14 protein-coding genes and 5 pseudogenes are annotated in these 15,914 nt (G+C 46.1%); 14 read left to right on the top strand and 5 right to left on the bottom strand.

The annotated features are described in order from the left end of the window. Positions 1-638: 638 nt before the first annotated feature. Positions 639-1,946: a hypothetical protein gene (locus tag ABDK74_RS15750; RefSeq protein WP_346004585.1), complete on the top strand. Its 1,308-nt coding sequence runs from the start codon at positions 639-641 to the stop codon at positions 1,944-1,946. A 54-nt stretch (positions 1,947-2,000) separates the two neighbouring features. Here the strand turns inward: ABDK74_RS15750 and ABDK74_RS15745 are convergent. Beyond that, positions 2,001-2,402 (bottom strand): annotated as a pseudogene (locus tag ABDK74_RS15745) (IS5 family transposase); the annotation flags it as partial. A gap of 88 nt (positions 2,403-2,490) precedes the next feature. Here ABDK74_RS15745 and ABDK74_RS15740 point away from each other — a divergent pair. The 5 genes and pseudogenes from ABDK74_RS15740 to ABDK74_RS15720 form a co-directional block, all read left to right on the top strand. Further along, positions 2,491-2,895: an IS5 family transposase gene (locus ABDK74_RS15740; protein WP_346004584.1), complete on the top strand. Its 405-nt coding sequence runs from the start codon at positions 2,491-2,493 to the stop codon at positions 2,893-2,895. Between the two features lie 102 nt (positions 2,896-2,997). Next, the gene (locus tag ABDK74_RS15735; protein ID WP_346004583.1) at positions 2,998-4,416 is read left to right on the top strand and encodes a discoidin domain-containing protein; all 1,419 of its coding nucleotides are present in this window, start codon (positions 2,998-3,000) and stop codon (positions 4,414-4,416) included. Between the two features lie 331 nt (positions 4,417-4,747). After that, positions 4,748-4,906 (top strand): annotated as a pseudogene (locus tag ABDK74_RS15925) (transposase); the annotation flags it as partial. Further along, positions 4,876-5,400 (top strand): transposase, encoded by a 525-nt coding sequence (locus tag ABDK74_RS15920; protein ID WP_408874516.1) that lies wholly within the window; start codon positions 4,876-4,878, stop codon positions 5,398-5,400. The pseudogene ABDK74_RS15925 and the gene ABDK74_RS15920, both read left to right, overlap by 31 nt. Continuing rightward, positions 5,399-5,488 (top strand): annotated as a pseudogene (locus ABDK74_RS15720) (IS5/IS1182 family transposase); the annotation flags it as partial. The gene ABDK74_RS15920 and the pseudogene ABDK74_RS15720, both read left to right, overlap by 2 nt. A 57-nt stretch (positions 5,489-5,545) precedes the next feature. On the opposite strand, the gene ABDK74_RS15715 reads toward ABDK74_RS15720, so the two are convergent. After that, entirely contained in the window at positions 5,546-7,048 is a 1,503-nt protein-coding gene (locus ABDK74_RS15715) for a discoidin domain-containing protein (RefSeq protein WP_346004581.1), read from the bottom strand. On the opposite strand from ABDK74_RS15715, the pseudogene ABDK74_RS15710 reads away from it, so the two are divergent. Then, positions 7,047-8,119 (top strand): annotated as a pseudogene (locus ABDK74_RS15710) (IS5 family transposase). The gene ABDK74_RS15715 and the pseudogene ABDK74_RS15710 overlap by 2 nt on opposite strands. A 110-nt stretch (positions 8,120-8,229) precedes the next feature. Here the strand turns inward: ABDK74_RS15710 and ABDK74_RS15705 are convergent. Continuing rightward, positions 8,230-8,613: an IS5 family transposase gene (locus tag ABDK74_RS15705; protein WP_346004580.1), complete on the bottom strand. Its 384-nt coding sequence runs from the start codon at positions 8,611-8,613 to the stop codon at positions 8,230-8,232. A gap of 77 nt (positions 8,614-8,690) precedes the next feature. Then, positions 8,691-10,547: a hypothetical protein gene (locus tag ABDK74_RS15700; RefSeq protein WP_346004579.1), complete on the bottom strand. Its 1,857-nt coding sequence runs from the start codon at positions 10,545-10,547 to the stop codon at positions 8,691-8,693. 473 nt (positions 10,548-11,020) lie between these two features. Between ABDK74_RS15700 and ABDK74_RS15695 the strand changes: the two genes are divergently transcribed. The 7 genes from ABDK74_RS15695 to ABDK74_RS15665 all read left to right on the top strand — a co-directional run bounded on the left by ABDK74_RS15695 (position 11,021) and on the right by ABDK74_RS15665 (position 15,813). Continuing rightward, complete coding sequence (locus tag ABDK74_RS15695) at positions 11,021-11,308, top strand: WGR domain-containing protein (RefSeq protein ID WP_202259122.1); 288 nt, start codon at positions 11,021-11,023, stop codon at positions 11,306-11,308. A 128-nt stretch (positions 11,309-11,436) separates the two neighbouring features. Continuing rightward, positions 11,437-12,018 carry a site-specific integrase gene (locus ABDK74_RS15690; protein WP_346004586.1) on the top strand — a complete coding sequence of 194 codons (582 nt, stop codon included), beginning with the start codon at positions 11,437-11,439 and terminating at the stop codon, positions 12,016-12,018. Positions 12,019-12,094: 76 nt separating this feature from the next. Next, entirely contained in the window at positions 12,095-12,754 is a 660-nt protein-coding gene (locus tag ABDK74_RS15685) for an AAA family ATPase (protein WP_346004578.1), read from the top strand. A 10-nt stretch (positions 12,755-12,764) separates the two neighbouring features. Further along, entirely contained in the window at positions 12,765-13,037 is a 273-nt protein-coding gene (locus ABDK74_RS15680; RefSeq protein ID WP_010505781.1) for a hypothetical protein, read from the top strand. Continuing rightward, complete coding sequence (locus ABDK74_RS15675; protein ID WP_346004577.1) at positions 13,024-13,983, top strand: replication initiator protein A; 960 nt, start codon at positions 13,024-13,026, stop codon at positions 13,981-13,983. The genes ABDK74_RS15680 and ABDK74_RS15675 overlap by 14 nt, the downstream gene beginning before the upstream one ends. A 241-nt stretch (positions 13,984-14,224) precedes the next feature. Beyond that, positions 14,225-15,169, top strand: coding sequence for an exonuclease domain-containing protein (locus tag ABDK74_RS15670; RefSeq protein ID WP_346004576.1), 945 nt, complete (start codon positions 14,225-14,227; stop codon positions 15,167-15,169). Between the two features lie 350 nt (positions 15,170-15,519). Further along, the gene (locus ABDK74_RS15665) at positions 15,520-15,813 is read left to right on the top strand and encodes a metallophosphoesterase (RefSeq protein ID WP_346004575.1); all 294 of its coding nucleotides are present in this window, start codon (positions 15,520-15,522) and stop codon (positions 15,811-15,813) included. Here the strand turns inward: ABDK74_RS15665 and ABDK74_RS15660 are convergent. Then, positions 15,803-15,914: pseudogene (locus ABDK74_RS15660) on the bottom strand (IS5/IS1182 family transposase); the annotation flags it as partial. The gene ABDK74_RS15665 and the pseudogene ABDK74_RS15660 sit on opposite strands and share 11 nt — an antisense overlap.

The raw sequence follows: 15,914 nt of genomic DNA, 5'->3' as shown, positions 1-15,914 counted from the left end.
ACGTTCGGCACAGGGCCGCTTCTGATCCTAGCGGCCCTCGGTCATGCGATCCCGCGAATGTCCGCTCTCCACCAAACCGGGCCATTCGTTAAGGGTGTCATTTCGCCCTCAGCCGGAACCAACCCCAGAATGTTTGTGGCGGTCCCTGAAACACAAGTGCGTCTGCCTCCATGTTTTATCGGCTCAGGCCTCCATGTGGGTCTCTGTCACCCTTCGTCATCAGGGACTGCAGCCCTACTATCATCCAAGCTGAGATCACGTCGTCATGCCCGAGTTTTCCGACTTCCATACCGGCGATGACTATTATTCGGGGCTTGCACACGAGGTATGTAATATCGCAAGTGTCCTCGTTGCGAAGGCGGTTAATCCATGGCCTTTCCGCGCCGCTTTTGCTGCGCCATACTCGAAAGGTCAGGTTACCACTCGGATCTGCTTCGGCAAGAGAAGTCCGTTCGTGACGAGCTCATGTCGCGATCGCTCCATTGAGAAACAGGCGGTTGTCTCCGGCTGGTCGAGCCCAACGTCCGCACTCAGGCACCCGAAAAATGGAAACCTTGAACCAAGCGTAAATTTCATGGTTAATGTTATTTAAAGAAAATATATTTTGTTTGCAATAGAACCCTAACTTTGGAGGATATATGAAATACGCCGTTATTTTTAAATGCCATCAATGGAATGATCTCATTGAAGAAATGTTCGCTCAGATGAAAGAATTTGTATTGAACGGCGATATATATATTCAAATAGACAATACAAATGGAGATTTCAATGTAAATTTCGACAAAATACATGTAATAAATGAGAAAATGATAGAGGAGATAGGTCTACCTAAACATGGTGGATTCTGGTATAATGGTGATTATTCTACCATACTATTCTTCCTTGATAATAGTAATTATGATTATTATGTTACAATAGAGTATGATGTATTTGTATCAAATAGTATTGATGACATTGTAAACTCCATGAAAGAAAATTATATTGATGTTATAGGCCAACAACTTCCCCCGGCTGTTGGTCCCCATTTGAAGGATTGTATTCCTTATTATGGGGTAAATATTGTAGAAAAATCTCTTTTTTGCATATCATTTTTTTCTAAACTTGCTGTGTCTTGTTTTTACTCAAGACGACTATCCCAGTCAAAAGTAAGAGAAAAATATGCATTAAAAGAATGGCCTATTGGAGAGGCCGTAATGCGAACTGAGTGCAAAATTAGCGATTTGAACTATGCTGATTTGGAAGAATTTTGTGATAACTTAGACCACTATGATTGGAATAAGGGATCATTAATAGATTATGCTAGAGAGGCATCTAAAGAAAAAACATTCGTTCATCCCGTATCAAATGCTGAAAAATTTGTAAAAACAAACTTTCCTTCAGTCCGAGAAGATTACGACAGACTATACGAAAAAATCAAAAAATCAAAAAATCAAATGCTATTCTCTGTATTTTATAATAATGTAGATGATTCTTTTGATAAAAAAATCATTTTAGAAGACTACAGAAATATTTTTAAGGAAAATTCTCTTCCTCATATAAATGAAAATATAATTTCTATAGGAAAAACGTGTTCTCAGAGTTCAACATGTTCATATTCATACTCTCAAGATGAATCAAGCAGAGCCCTAAATATTTTCCCTAGATATGGTCACTCAATACACACAGATTCTCAGGAAAATCCTTGGTGGATGCTTGATATTGGTGAGAGTAAATTTGTCCGAAACATATATTTTTTTGATAGGCCAGAGCTAGATGGATCAAGAACAAGAAATTTAAAAATAAGCGTTGGTGAAATAAAAGAAAACATGAAAACGGTTTTTTACAATGATTCAGATGTTAAGCTATGGAATATTAAAATTGAGGTATTGGAAAAAATAAGATTTGTAAAAATACACATAGAAGGTTATGGGCTCCTAAACTTTGATACAGTTATCGTTACGACCTGACAGGCTATATTTATTTTTCATTAATACTTATAATTTAGGAAATAGGCTCAGGACTCATAGCCAGAATATGACGGTAGTGGCGAGACAGATGGCTGAGAAGAAGGCATTCGGGCATCTGTCGTAGCGGGTTGCGATCTGCCACCAGCCCTTGAGCCTTCCGAACATGATCTCGATGCGGTTGCGGCGTTTATATTTCCGCCTGTCGTATTTGAGAGGTTTTCCGCGAGATTTCCGTCCTGGAATGCAGGGCTTTATCCCTCTCTCTCTTTTCCAAGGCATCCTTAAACCAGTCGGCGTCATCAACCCCGGTCCCAGTTCCTATTTTGCAACAGGAAGACTGTCCAGCAGAGTAGAGGCACCGGTGTAATCACTGATCTGTCCTGCTGTCATGAAAAAGCTCAGCGGTCGTCCGTTCTGATCGGTAACCGCATGCAACTTGGTATTCATACCGCCTTTAGGTCACGTTGATAAAAGGTCTATACGATCTGTCTGAGATCTGATTCACTTTGTGGCTGTGGGATAATAACTGGCGCAGAGAACAGGTATGGCACGAGGTGATGTGACGGATCAGGAATGGGCGATGATTGGTCCGCTTCTGCCGCCTGAGCGCGGACGTTGGGCTCGACCAGCCGAAGACAACCGCCTGTTTCTCAATGGTATGCTGCATGTCCTGCACACTGGATGCCCCTGGCGGGACATGCATGAGCGCTACGGCAAGTGGAACTCGGTTTATGTCAGGTTTCGCTGTTGGGCTGAACAGGGCGTGTGGCATGCCCTGCTGCAAACCCTGGTAGATCTGGGGCTGACCGATAACTGGCAGCATATGGTCGACAGTACCGTGGTTCGTGCCCATTCACAGGCTACGGGCGCAAAAGGAGGGCTCATCCGGAATGGTCTCAGTCGCATCGTGAATACCATTCCCCAGAGGATTATTTGCACATTACCTTGAAAGGTAATATCAGATTGAAAAACAAAGATTTAGAGTTGAGGGATTTCAATGATATTTCGTGTTAGCAATCTCGGAAACCTAGGTAATCGGATGATGCAATATATGTCTGCATCATATTTTATAGATATTTTTCCTGGATCTCGTCTTGCAAATGTTTATCTTCCGGAATGGGGGATAGAATATAAGGATTTAGATGGAAAAGACTTAGAAAGTTTAAGTATTTTAGAAATAGATGATTATTTCAAAGGTGCTGATGAAGTTATTGAAAATATAAAAGAAGTAAAACCAGATATAGTATACTTTACAGGTTATTTACAGAAAATTTTCCTTTTCGGAGACCCTAAATTCTGGAGCCAAAAATTTGCAAACAAGGAAAAAACCAACATAGTTTTTTCCGAAAACGAAATTCTAATAAATATTAGAACCAAAGAATTGCTGCAAGGGTTATGGCAATATCCAATTTTACCGGTGGAATTTATTAAAAAAATTGTCAGAGAAACAAAATTAGAGCCAATTTTCGTAGGACAGATCGAAGATAATGCTTACTGTGATGAACTCAAGGAAAATTTTCCTTATGCTCGTTATATTAACCATGTATCCCCACTATTTGATTTCGAAGTTTTGCGAAGTTCAAAGAATTCATTGGTTGCTATAAGCACGTTTTCATTTCTTGCTAATTGGCTGTCAGAGTGTTCAAAAATAATACTACCTGTGTATGGATTTTATAATTTCCCAGCTTCTCATGGGGCAATAGATTTATTGCCTATTGATGATTCAAGATTCGTATTTTATTTGCTTCCTTTTATAGGAGGCATTTCCGAAGCAAAAATGCGCTCGATCTCTGAAGAAATATCAATAAGATCTTTTAAGATTTCAGGAGAAGCCTTGAAATCTGTTAAGTCAAGATTTCTTTCTTTTAAAGAAAATAATGATGATACCTATGTGAATGATACTTGGTATCTAAGCCGATACCTTGATGCATCTATAGACATAGCTAGAGGATTTTATCAGGATTCCAAGGATCATTTTTTAAGACGAGGAATGTGGGAGGGAAAGATCCCAGATCATCCAAAAAATGAAGACAAAAAAGTTATATCATTAAATAAAATAGCAATGATTAGCTCTACTTCCGAATATGACGTTAAACATGAAGAAGAAGATTTTGCAAAAAAAACGGTCGATTCGAGCGCTGTGGAGAGATATTCATTTCATACCAGTAGAGAAGTTTCCCCTTGGTTAGAAATTGATTTGGAGAAAGTCTATAAGATATGTAGAATTGATATTTACAATAGAGACTGTAATGATCTCGTAAGAAATAGATGTATACCTCTTTATGTCTATGGATCTGAAAAAAAAATCAGTTGGCACTTGGTGCATGTAGAAAATAACTCATTTGGAGGAAGCTATAATAATCATTTAACCATTCATTTATACCCTAACGTTTCTGCAAGATTTGTTAAAATTACAACTCCCAATGATGACTGTCTTCATTTGAAGAAAGTTCACGTTTATGGCGAATGATCTACGCCCCGTGGAGAGATCGAAAAACTCTCTGGTTTTGAGGCCCGGTCTGTGATTCCATCCTTCGTCGTATGATGAACGGAATCACACACAGGGGCCCAAAACCAAAGGGGTTTTCGAACCCTCCTTTTGATGGATAAAGCCGCTTTTTTGAACTTAACAGTCGAGATCATCCGGTGGTTAAACACAGCAAAGGGGGGAGAGTGAATGCCTGCCACGTCGATGGGTTATTAAACGGAGATTCGGCTGGATAATCTGCTGACGTCTCATATCGCTCGTGGATAAAGCTTGACGGGGGTGTACGAGATTGATTCAATGCTGCCATTTGGAGATGGCTTTGGACGAGACGATCGGGGCGACGGATGCGGAATGGGCGCTGATCGATCCTCTTCTGCCGTCTGAGATGGGACGCGGTTGCCGTCCTGCTGGAGATAACCGTCAGTTCTTCGATGGCATGATGTGGATGGCCCGCACGGGGGCGCAGTGGCGGAACTGGTTGGCCGACATGATCGACAGCCCGGTCGTGAGGGCTCATCATTGCGCCGCAGGCATAAAAAAAATGCTGACCCGGCCGAGGCGCTTGGCCGATCACGGGGAGGGTTCACAACCAAACTCTATTCCCACTGCGACGTACGCGGCCTCCCGCTTGCCTTCGTCCTGACGCCCGGACAAGTTCACGATCAACAGGGCTTTGGGTCATTGTTCCAAGCCATCGGCGGTCGTCTCGACAAGCTTCTGGCGGATCGTGGCTACGACGCCGACCAGATCCGGTCCGACATCACCTACGCGGGTGCCTGTCCGGTGATCCCGGCCAAACGTGAGAGGCGGAAACTCCGCCAGCCACGATCGTCATGCCTACAAGCTGAGAAAGCGTATCGAGCGTATGTTCAACAGGCTCAAAAACTGGCGGCGTGTCGCCCCCCGATACGACAAGACCGCCCAGTCCTGCCTTTGGATCAGCTTTATCCACGGGCGTTAATATAAGGACTACGAACAGCGGATCGACGTCGCAGTGGCCATGATCCATATTAATCCGGGAAACCTCATGCTACGGCGAAACGCTTATTCATAAATTTCTAAAAAACAATAAATATAAATTCATATATATATAGATGATATATGAATTTTGTTAATATATTTCTATTTTTCTGAAGTGAAGAAAATTCCTACCGACGACCTCTATTTTTATAAATCTTGCGTCTATTGGATTTTCATTAATTTTAACTGATAATGTATTTTCATCACCCCAGTTTATGTCACATATAGAAATCTTATTATTCCAATCATCGCCAAAATTTGAAAAATAAATAGATATATTTTTTATCCTCTCTGAGTTTGAATCATTTCTATTATATATTTTTATCTCCTTTATTTCTTTTATTGATTCAAGGTCTATTACCCACCAAGGGTTATCTTCAAGAGAAGTATGATTACTATATGAAATGTCGTCTTTTGTGTCTTCCACTAAGAACGTAGCATCTTCTTCTAGAGAAAGACCTTTGGACCATTCTGATATGGAGCTTTGAGTACACTTTTTACCCCTAGAAATAACGATATTTTTATTTCCTACAGTAATATAGAATGCATCATTTGTTCTTTTTCTCCAGAAATCGCGTAGATAAGTATCTTTTACATTGGATAATTTAATTATGTTTTTATATCCTCCTGTATCAAATGCTTCTTTCCAAATCTTTTGACCAGAGAAAGTTTTACTTACACTTCGTTGCCAACGCCGAATAAAATCTTCATTTGACTTCATAAAATAATGATTAACTACCGCAGTAGACCGTATGCGATTCGAATTATTCAATAAGTACTTAGATTGATTTTCAATAAAGTTGTCGAAATTATTACCGGTTATATCATTTATACTTTCTCCAATAACATTAACGCACTTAAACTTATTCAAATAATTACTTATTCCATGATGGATGGAGTCGTTTGGATTATTTTTAATCCAATTATCTGAATATATTTTAGTTTTTGATATTACTTTTGTTAAAGGATGCAGCGCTTCTTCTCTGTAACAATAATTTAGAAGTACGCTTCCCTCAGGCCTTTTTTCAAAAGAATTTGTTCCAAACATCGACCAATTGAAATAAACAGCATCATAGTCTTGAAAATCAGACATGAAATATTTTACATTGTCTATATTCCTAAGTAACAAAAATTCATCAATATCTAAAAAGGTAATCCATTCAGTTTGGTCTTTAAACCTTCTTAGAAAATCAAATATCATTCCAATTTGATTCCCTACTTCTGTGTAATTAACAAAAGTTATATATTTATTTTCTTCAGAAATAAATGGAATACAGTTTGTATATAAATCTCTTGGATCATCATCATTGCAGTATATATAAATATGGTCGAAACCCAATTTTTTATAGTATGATATCCATTCTGATATGTTATTATACTCCCAACGGCAGCATGTCATAATAGAGTATTTATATTTGTAGAATTCTGACATTTTTTCCTCTATTTGTCCAAAGTTTATAATTTCACTATTATCATACAACTTTAATAGTTTTTCTAGTGGAAACCTACGCCCCGTGGAGAGATCGAAAAACTCTCTGGTTTTAAGGCCCGGTCTGTGATTCCATCGTTCATCATACGACGAAGGATGGCTCATGAAGCAGTCTGGTTTCTTTGATGTTGACGACCGGCTCGCGCGATTGAGTGGGCTTGGCGATCAGCTCGAAGCGTTTTCCCGAACTGTGGTTCCATTTCTTCCGCGTTGATTTGAACAGGTCTCTGGTGTATTCGGACGGGAGCAAAGGCGGGCGCCCTTCGTTTGATCTGGTGCTGATGTTCAAGACCCTGGTGATCTGGACATTGAACAACCTCTCCGATGAGCGGACGGAGTATCTGATCAACGACCGTCTGCCGTTCATGCGCTTCCTCGGCCTAGCGTTATCGGATCGGGTGCACGATGTTAAAACGGCCTGGCTGTTTCGCGAGCGTCTGACACAGGCGGGAGCGATTGAGGAACTGTTCAAGTGCTTTGACGCGACACTGCGGGCCGCAGGCTATCTGCCGATGTCCGGCCAGATCTTGGGTGCCACACTCGTGGCAGTTCCAAAACAGCGCAATACCAACGGGGAGAAGGCTGATCTCCGCGCAGGACGCATTCCTGAAGTCTGGAAAGACAAGCCGGCAAGACTATCCCACAAAGACAGGCATGCACGATGGACACTGAAGTTCATGAAGGCGAAGCGGCAGGATGACGGGACGATCTCATCCACGGATCTGGCCATTCCGTTCTTTGGCTACAAATCCCATGTCTCCATCGACCGGAAGTTCCGGTTCATCCGCAAATGGAAAACGACGCATGCCGCCGCCAGTGATGGCGCCAGGCTGCGCGAGGGCCTGCTGGATAAAACCAATACGGCCTCAACCGTTTGGGCTGACACGGCCTATCGCTCAAAAGCCAATGAAGACTTCATGGAAAAGCAGGGTTTGTCTCAAAGGTTCATCGCAAAAAGCGGCATCTCAAGCCCATGTCCCGGCATATCCAGCGGTCCAACACAAGGAAGTCGGCGATCCGATCCCGCGTCAAGCATGTCTTTGCCGATCAGAAATCGCAGATGAGGCTGTTCGTCCGGATCGAGGGCATCAGGCCAGCATGAGGATCGGCTTGGCCAATATCATCTACAACATACGCCGCTTCCTCTTCCCGGAACGGATCAGCACCGCTGCGTAGCAATCCAGCAGAGGATAACTCCTGATCTGCTCAAAGCGCAGATCAGAAACCATCACAGCAACCATAAATAAGCACCCCAAAACTCAGAAATCACGAGCCACGCAAATCCATCAACGCTTCTTCGATCCCTCCACGTGCTCGTAAAGCCTCCGGATGAGCCCTCCTTTTGCGCCCGTAGCCTGTGAATGGGCACGAACCACGGTACTGTCGACCATATGCTGCCAGTTATCGGTCAGCCCCAGATCTACCAGGGTTTGCAGCAGGGCATGCCACACGCCCTGTTCAGCCCAACAGCGAAACCTGACATAAACCGAGTTCCACTTGCCGTAGCGCTCATGCATGTCCCGCCAGGGGCATCCAGTGTGCAGGACATGCAGCATACCATTGAGAAACAGGCGGTTGTCTTCGGCTGGTCGAGCCCAACGTCCGCGCTCAGGCGGCAGAAGCGGACCAATCATCGCCCATTCCTGATCCGTCACATCACCTCGGCTCAACCCGCCTCCAAAAGGAAGCCTTGAATCACCCCCTTCGCGCTGCGTCAACTAATTCGTCCACGCCGCCTAATTTCTAATTATTGGAGAATGCGTCCAAGATGAATAAGATGCCAATGCCCATTTTCGTAAATTACAGGCATATGTTCATCGCTATCATTCACGATCATTCCTTCTTTAGGATAAGCATAAGACAAAATATTTTCTTTCGTCATATTATTCAATCCTACGAATCCTTCAGCATAAGAACGAAGTCCCTTTCCAAGTATTAGTCCACCGGCTCCATCATTCGTTATCCATACTTTTTTAGTCTGATTGGGGAGCCCGAACGCTACCCCCCCGCCATTCATAAGGATATTCGTTCTCGACAAAACGGCATTCTGACCCTTCAGGAACAGGTTTCCCATGATGGTTTCCGGACCCGTAATGGAGTGGTTTCCCTGCACCTGAAGCGTCTGCGTCGCCTTGTCATATTTCTGATAGACATAGTTTGCAGTCGTGGTCGCCTCACCGATGCCCCATGCTAGAACTGTGCCAGTCAGGAGATTGAACGAGCCCGAAAACTGCGCACCATCAATCGCGGGATAACTCAGGGCCGTTTTATTACTGTCCTGCCAGGCCAGTGAGCCAAGACCAATCATGTTGGCGCCCAGAGAGGGCTTGCGTGCAAAGTTTCCTGCAAGAGTTGTTGCAGCACAGATGGCTGCACTCCCCTGGTTCAGGACCCCGGTCGGCATTTTCACTGTGAGCGACGTAGGTGCATTTTCTGCGACCCATCGCGCTACATAGGCAACGCTCTGGTCTGTGCTGTCGGTGTCATTTCCCATCGTATTGGCCGTAACCAGAACGGTATGGGTCGCATCTTTGGAGCCTGACAGCGTTTTCCCTACCGGGTCCCAATACTGTGTCGGACTGTAGCTCACCACAGCCCAGGCCGCCGGGAGCGCATCGTTTTCTTTTAGCCAGCCCACTAACATCCGAACATGATCCAGAAAGTGGCTGTCGTGTCGCCACTGTGGAAAGACTTGTCCATCGTAATCATCACCTTCCCCAACACCATAAGGAGACAGAAGGACGATAGAGCGGAGCCCGTTTGCGTTAGCGTATTTGATGGTGTTGATGTTCGGTGCGAGCGAGCTTTCACCATTCAACACATACAGGCCAGCCGGAATATCAATTCCCACACCACCTCCGGCCTGAATGATTGCCCGCGAATTGGCGTAGTAATCATCCGTGGTGAAGTCACGGGTGTCACTCGGGGCCTCTGCAATGAACGGCCAGACGTATTTCACACTTGTAACTTTCGTCGGCACATCAGCCAGCGCAGCCTTAAAAGCTGTAACGTCAGCGTCCGAGATCTGTGACGTTGTGGTGGAATGTTCCGAAACATTCAACATCATCACAGACGGCTTGAATCCCGTGCTGTTGAACACAGCCGCATCGTCTACAGGGTTTCCGGAAGTATCAGTGAACGCGCCATTCAACTCACTCGCTGCAACGTTAGGAGTGAGGTACTTGGTATACCATTCCTCGCCTATACCGTCTGATCTAATAGCGGAAACAACAGCCTGCATCCCCGCAAGTCCGACAGGTCCGTCCACAGCGCTCTGCCCACTACCCATATTCTGGATACCCGCAGCCAGAGACAGGACGTTCAGATATGGAAGTACGTTTCCTGTCGCCCGGAGGTTCTGCGTGTTGGAGGCGACTCCCATTTGGGATGCGGAGTTTTCTGCTCCGTAGTAGGTGGTTGCGCCGTCTGTCTGACAGGATTGCACGGCTTGTGATATAGGAATGCCATTGATAATTTCTGCATTAATATCAATCCTTTTATCTATGTAACTATTAGAGATTTGACGATAAAATGTAGTTTTTGACGCCAATGCATTACTATAAATAAAAATAAATGTGAAAACTATAAATAAAATATTTCCCATAATACCATATCACCCTAATTGTAGGAATTTTTTAATTAAAAATATTTAGATAATTTAATTATATCTAAATTTATACTATAGATAGTTCAAATATACATTAAATAAAATCCTTTGGTGCCTGTTTTTTGGATCAATGGATGGTTCTACAGATGACATTTGCTCCGCGCTGAAAACCAGGCGCAAGTAGCACCGCCTAGAATCGCTAAGTGATTGAGCTGATCTTCTCGAGAAACAAGAAGGGGCATGGTGTTACGCTATATGAGTGTAGGTTACCGAAGCCTCCCGCAGGGAGGGTTGGGAGGGTACACTATTACCTATAGTGTAACACCCTGTGCCTTCCGGTCCCATGCCTGAGGACACTGCTCCTTCCCGTCCCGCTCTCACGATCTGCGGAAAAGCCCCGAAAATCCGTATCCCTGGAGAAAAAGCCCCTGACGGTTCGGATCCGGACCTGTTACACTTTTCGGGATCTAATGCCCAAAGCTCCGCAAACGGCCCCGCCCCGCCAGTTCAGCCTCTTTCCCGAGAGCGCCCGTCTGCAGCGGATTGATCCGGCGACCAACTGCTGGCGGTTCTACCGTCTGACCCTGCAGGATGATCTCTTTGGCGGCACTGTCCTTGTCCGCTCCTGGGGGCGTCTGGGGACCACCGGTCAGGAGCGGCGGGAGCGTTTCGGCGATCCGGTTGCCGCTCAGAAAGAGCTGGTCCGTTGGGTGCGGGTGAAACAGCGTCGAGGCTATCGAGAGGACATGGACGGATGACAGCAAGCGATGTGACGGTGAAAACGAGGGCGCTGCCCTCGCGCTCCCGGCAGGAGCCTCAGGCTCCTGCGCCTCGGGGATTTGACAGGAAGGGTCCGTCTGGCGGCGGCGTGACGCCCCAGGCGGGGATGCAGCTGTTTGATCCTTCTGGGGCGCGGAAATATCTGACCGTCTCCGAGCGCACCGCTTTCCTGAAAGTGGCCGAGCGGGCACCGCGCGATGTCCGCACCCTTGCCATGACCCTGGCCTGGTCGGGCTGCCGGCTGTCCGAGGCCCTGGCCCTGACCGCCGACCGGGTTGATCTTGTCGGCGGCGTGCTGGTGTTCGAAAGTCTGAAGAAGCGGCAGGACGGGATTTACCGGGCCGTGCCCGTCCCGCCTGCCCTGCTCGAGGCGCTTGATCTGGTACACGGCGTCCGCGAAGCGCAGGCGCGTCGGGACCGGGGCCGCTCCCTGCGTCTGTGGCCGGTGGCCCGCATGACCGGCTGGCGGATGGTGCATCGGGTCATGGATGAGGCTGATCTGTCCGGACCGGCCGCGTCCCCCAAGGGCCTACGCCATGCCTTTGGCGTGGCGGCCGTCTCCACCGGCATTCCGCTCAATCTCGTGCAGAAATGGCTCGGCCATGCTCAGCTTTCCACCACCGCCATCTATGCCAACGCCTCCGGCGACGAGGAGCAGACTATTGCCAGGAAAATGTGGTCAATCTAAAACATATTTTCAGAAACCATTTTGAATGTTTATAACAGGTTCTTTTAATATTAAAAGAACCTTAAAGGAAGGTCTTATGATTCTCACTGTTGGCAATACGAAAGGCGGCGTAGGGAAAACCACCCTTGCAGTTCAAATCGCTATTTTCAGAGCGCTTCAAGGACGAGATGTTTGGTTGATCGATGGAGATCGTCAAGGAACAGCAGCCTCGGCAATTTCCATTCGCACAGAAGCAAATCAGGAACCTGGAATTGCCTGCGCACAATATTCAGACGGTCCTACTTTACGAGGACAAATTCAACAGCAGAAGAACAAATGGGATGATATCATTATAGATGCAGGAGGCAGAGATTCTACAGCTCTACGCGCCTCATTAATTTTATCGGATGTTTTATTAGTTCCATTCGCCCCACGCTCATACGATGTATGGGCTCTCGATGATATGGCTAAGCTAATTGATGAGGCACGCAGCGTCCGAGACGGCTTAAACTGCTTTGCTGTTATGAACCAAGCAGATCCGGGATTATATTCATCGGATAATTCAGAAGCGGCATCTGCTGTGTCAGAAGTGAAGCAGTTTCGATATTTAGATATGCCTATCCGCCGCCGAAAAGCATTCAGTAACGCTAGTGGGGCAGGATTATCTGTTTCAGAGATGCCCGTAAAAGACGCAAAGGCCTGCAAAGAGCTTTCAAAATTAATTGATTGCGTTTTTAATATTAAAAACGAATCATAAGGATATTATTATGGCTATCTTAAAAAGACCCCAGAGACCTACGCCACCTTCGGTAGAAGACGCATTCATTGCGGGCGCACCGGACGGTGGGATTTTCACACATTCAACTCCAGAAGCATACAACAAGGGCATACCTAAAGGACATAAGCGACAAATCAGTCTGACGATTGCTCCAGAACTACTGAAGCGCGTTGACGAAATTGCTAAAAGAACCGGGCAGGCCCGTGCAGGAATTATAAATATGGCTATTTATAGAGCCCTAGAAGGAGATGTTTTTAAATGATATTAATATCCAATTAGGATGGAAAGAATATTTTATGGATATTAAAAAAGACCCTTCTAGCAAAACTTTTCGTTCTGCTCCCTCAGCCCAAGAGCAAGGGGATTTTTTTGTTCCCGGATTATACGATCTTGCGACAAAAGATAACCGCGGTGTTATGGATGTCGCAGTATTTCGTCTATCTAAAAAAGACAAACGCGCAAATGATGTAATGATACATCATCTCCCTGATGGTTATGTACGTATAACTAGTGGCCCTGATGGCATGGCGTCTATTTGGGACTATGATATAATTTTGATGGGTATTTCATATTTAACCGAAGCAATGAACAAATATCGGTCTGGACTAGGAGAGAAGCCTGGGCGAATTTTTTCTCCTCAGGTATCCGATATATTAAAATTTTGTCGCCAATCTGATGGCGGTAGGCAATATGAAGCAGTTGAATCAGCTTTGCGGCGCCTTAAACAAACGTCTCTTGAAATAGTCCGTGGCGAAAAGAAAACTAGGGGTGGCCGAACAATCCGAGAAACTACAGGATCTGGTTTAATAAACGATTACAAGACCATATCATATGCAGATACTGGGCGTGTAATGGCTGTAGAGATAGAGCTTCCTAACTGGCTATATTCGGCAGTAGTAGAGTCAGAAAATCCTGAAGTTCTTACCGTCCATCCAGATTATTTTCTTTTAAAACCTGGTCTCGGAAGATTTTTGTATAGATTGGCAAGAGTGGCAGCTGGGAAGAATGAAGCCAAATGGTCATTCCGATTAATTTATGAACGTAGTGGTAGCCAAGGAACTTTTAAAAGATGTTCATACGAACTTAGAGAGTTTGTTAAACGGAACGACTTGCCTGAATATGATCTTTACGAAGAAAGTGGGCGAGAGGGACCGCTTTTAATCATGAGGTACCGTTCAGAGAAGCAGCATTCTTCTTTGGGTTCCTAATAGACGGAGAAGCAGCGGCTTTAAGGTGGGAAACCTTAATCTGCCCCGCTCTCCTGTGAAAATTCCGTCTTTTAGGAACCAAACTCCGTCTTTTAGGAACCCGTTTCCGTCTTTTAGGAACCAAACTCCGTCTTTTAGGAACCGTCTTTCTTCGCAAAGTATTGATAAAAAACAATAAAATCGAACTTTTTTTTCCTAAAACTCTTTAAAACATTTAAAACTATTTGAAACCCGAATACCTGTGGACAACTCTCTTCCTCTTGACCGTACTCTAGAGGCCCTAGCTGATCGCTTAGAAGCTTCAGAAGATTACCGAGTGCTAAGACGCATGCGTCCTTCTGTTCTAAGCCATAAACCCGAAGGAAAGGGACTGCGCACAGGTCTGTTCGTGAATCTTAAGACCACCGGCCTTGACCCCCACCAGGACGAAATCATCGAAATCGGTATGATCCCGTTCATTTACCGCATCGATGGTCTTCTTCTTGGGACCCTGCCAGCTTTCAGCCAACTGCGGAAACCTTTCATTCCAGTGCCTGCCTTTGTTCAGGATCTGACAGAACTGACACCCAAACGACTGGCTGGACAAACCGTCTCACCCGACGAGGTGGCGGCCTTCACCCCGGATGCCAGTCTAATGATTGCTCATAACGCAACGTTTGATCGTCCTTTTCTCGAATGCTTCTGCCTAGCCTTTATGAACAACCCCTGGGACCAAGCAGGCTTTGAAGAACGCAAACTGGGGCGTCTGGGTCTTCAGGCCGGATTTTTCTTTGACGGGCATCGGGCGGTGGATGACTGTCAGGCTGCCATCACCCTTCTGGGCCATACAGACTTCCCGAAGAACCATTCCGCCCTCTCTCCTGCTGGGAGCGGGCCAAAATGGTCTGGACGCGTCTGTGGGCCGAATATGCGCCCTTTGGGCTCAAAAACACGCTCAAGGCCCGTGATTACCGCTGGAATGATGGTTCTGACGGCCGACCCAAAGCTTGGTTCATCGACAGATCGCCTGAAGCAGTCGAAGAGGAAGTTCGTTTTCTTCGCTCCGACATCTATCAGCGTGATGTCGACATTCCCGTTCGACTTGTTGAAGCCGGAGACCGCTTTACCAGCCGGATCTGAAGTAGCCCTTGTCCAAAACATTGCAGAGTGTCACTCTGATGTCTTTGACAATCAGGGAGTTTCGTGATGTCAATCCGGTTCCGCGCCTCATCTGCCATGCTCCTGGCGGGTCTGATCCTGTCTCCTGCCGTTCTGGCGGCTGAGCCCTCTGAAAAAGCCTGCAAAACCGATCTGTGCCGCAGCGTCCGTCAGTCCTGGACCTCCGTGCGTCAGGATGACTCTGAACCCGCTGGACCAAGAAGGAAAGCGTCAAAGGATGGGATGCCACAAAAGCGGGGACGAAAGACGCAGCGCATGACACTGCCGCCTAGACTAGAAAAGTAGCCCATGATGTGAGCCAGTGGGGGACGGACAAGATGTCTGACACAGCCAAAATGGGACAGGGTCAGTAACTCTGAACAGACATGGGCCAGAGCTGTGACCCGTCTGTGGGTTCTGTCTGATCTCCATCTTGAAGCTGTACCGTTTCCGGATGGCTATGATCCGGTCCGCCCGGAGTTCGATGTGCTGGTAGCGGCAGGCGATCTCTGGCGGGGCGAACCGGAAAAAGCCGTGGCAACGCTCAACCGTCTGGCAGGTGGCCGTCCGGCTGTGTTCGTCGCCGGTAACCATGAAGCCTGGGGGATGACCCCGGACCAGGCGCAAGGGCGTCTGAAACGGGCGACAGCCGGAACAACCGTCCATCTGCTAGGCTCAGGACTCATTCTTTAAGATAGAAGATGAAGGTTGCTGCGATATGGATTGCGGACATGAAGATATGAGCGCATCGGTCGTATCTGGTCGCAATACGTCGCCAGTCTTTGAGTTTCGCG

The organism is Gluconobacter sp. OJB (assembly GCF_039638275.1).
GTDB classification, from domain to species: Bacteria; Pseudomonadota; Alphaproteobacteria; order Acetobacterales; family Acetobacteraceae; genus Gluconobacter; species Gluconobacter cerevisiae.
The sequence above is the reverse complement of the archived record's forward strand: the minus strand, read 5'-3'. Positions and strand labels throughout refer to the sequence as shown.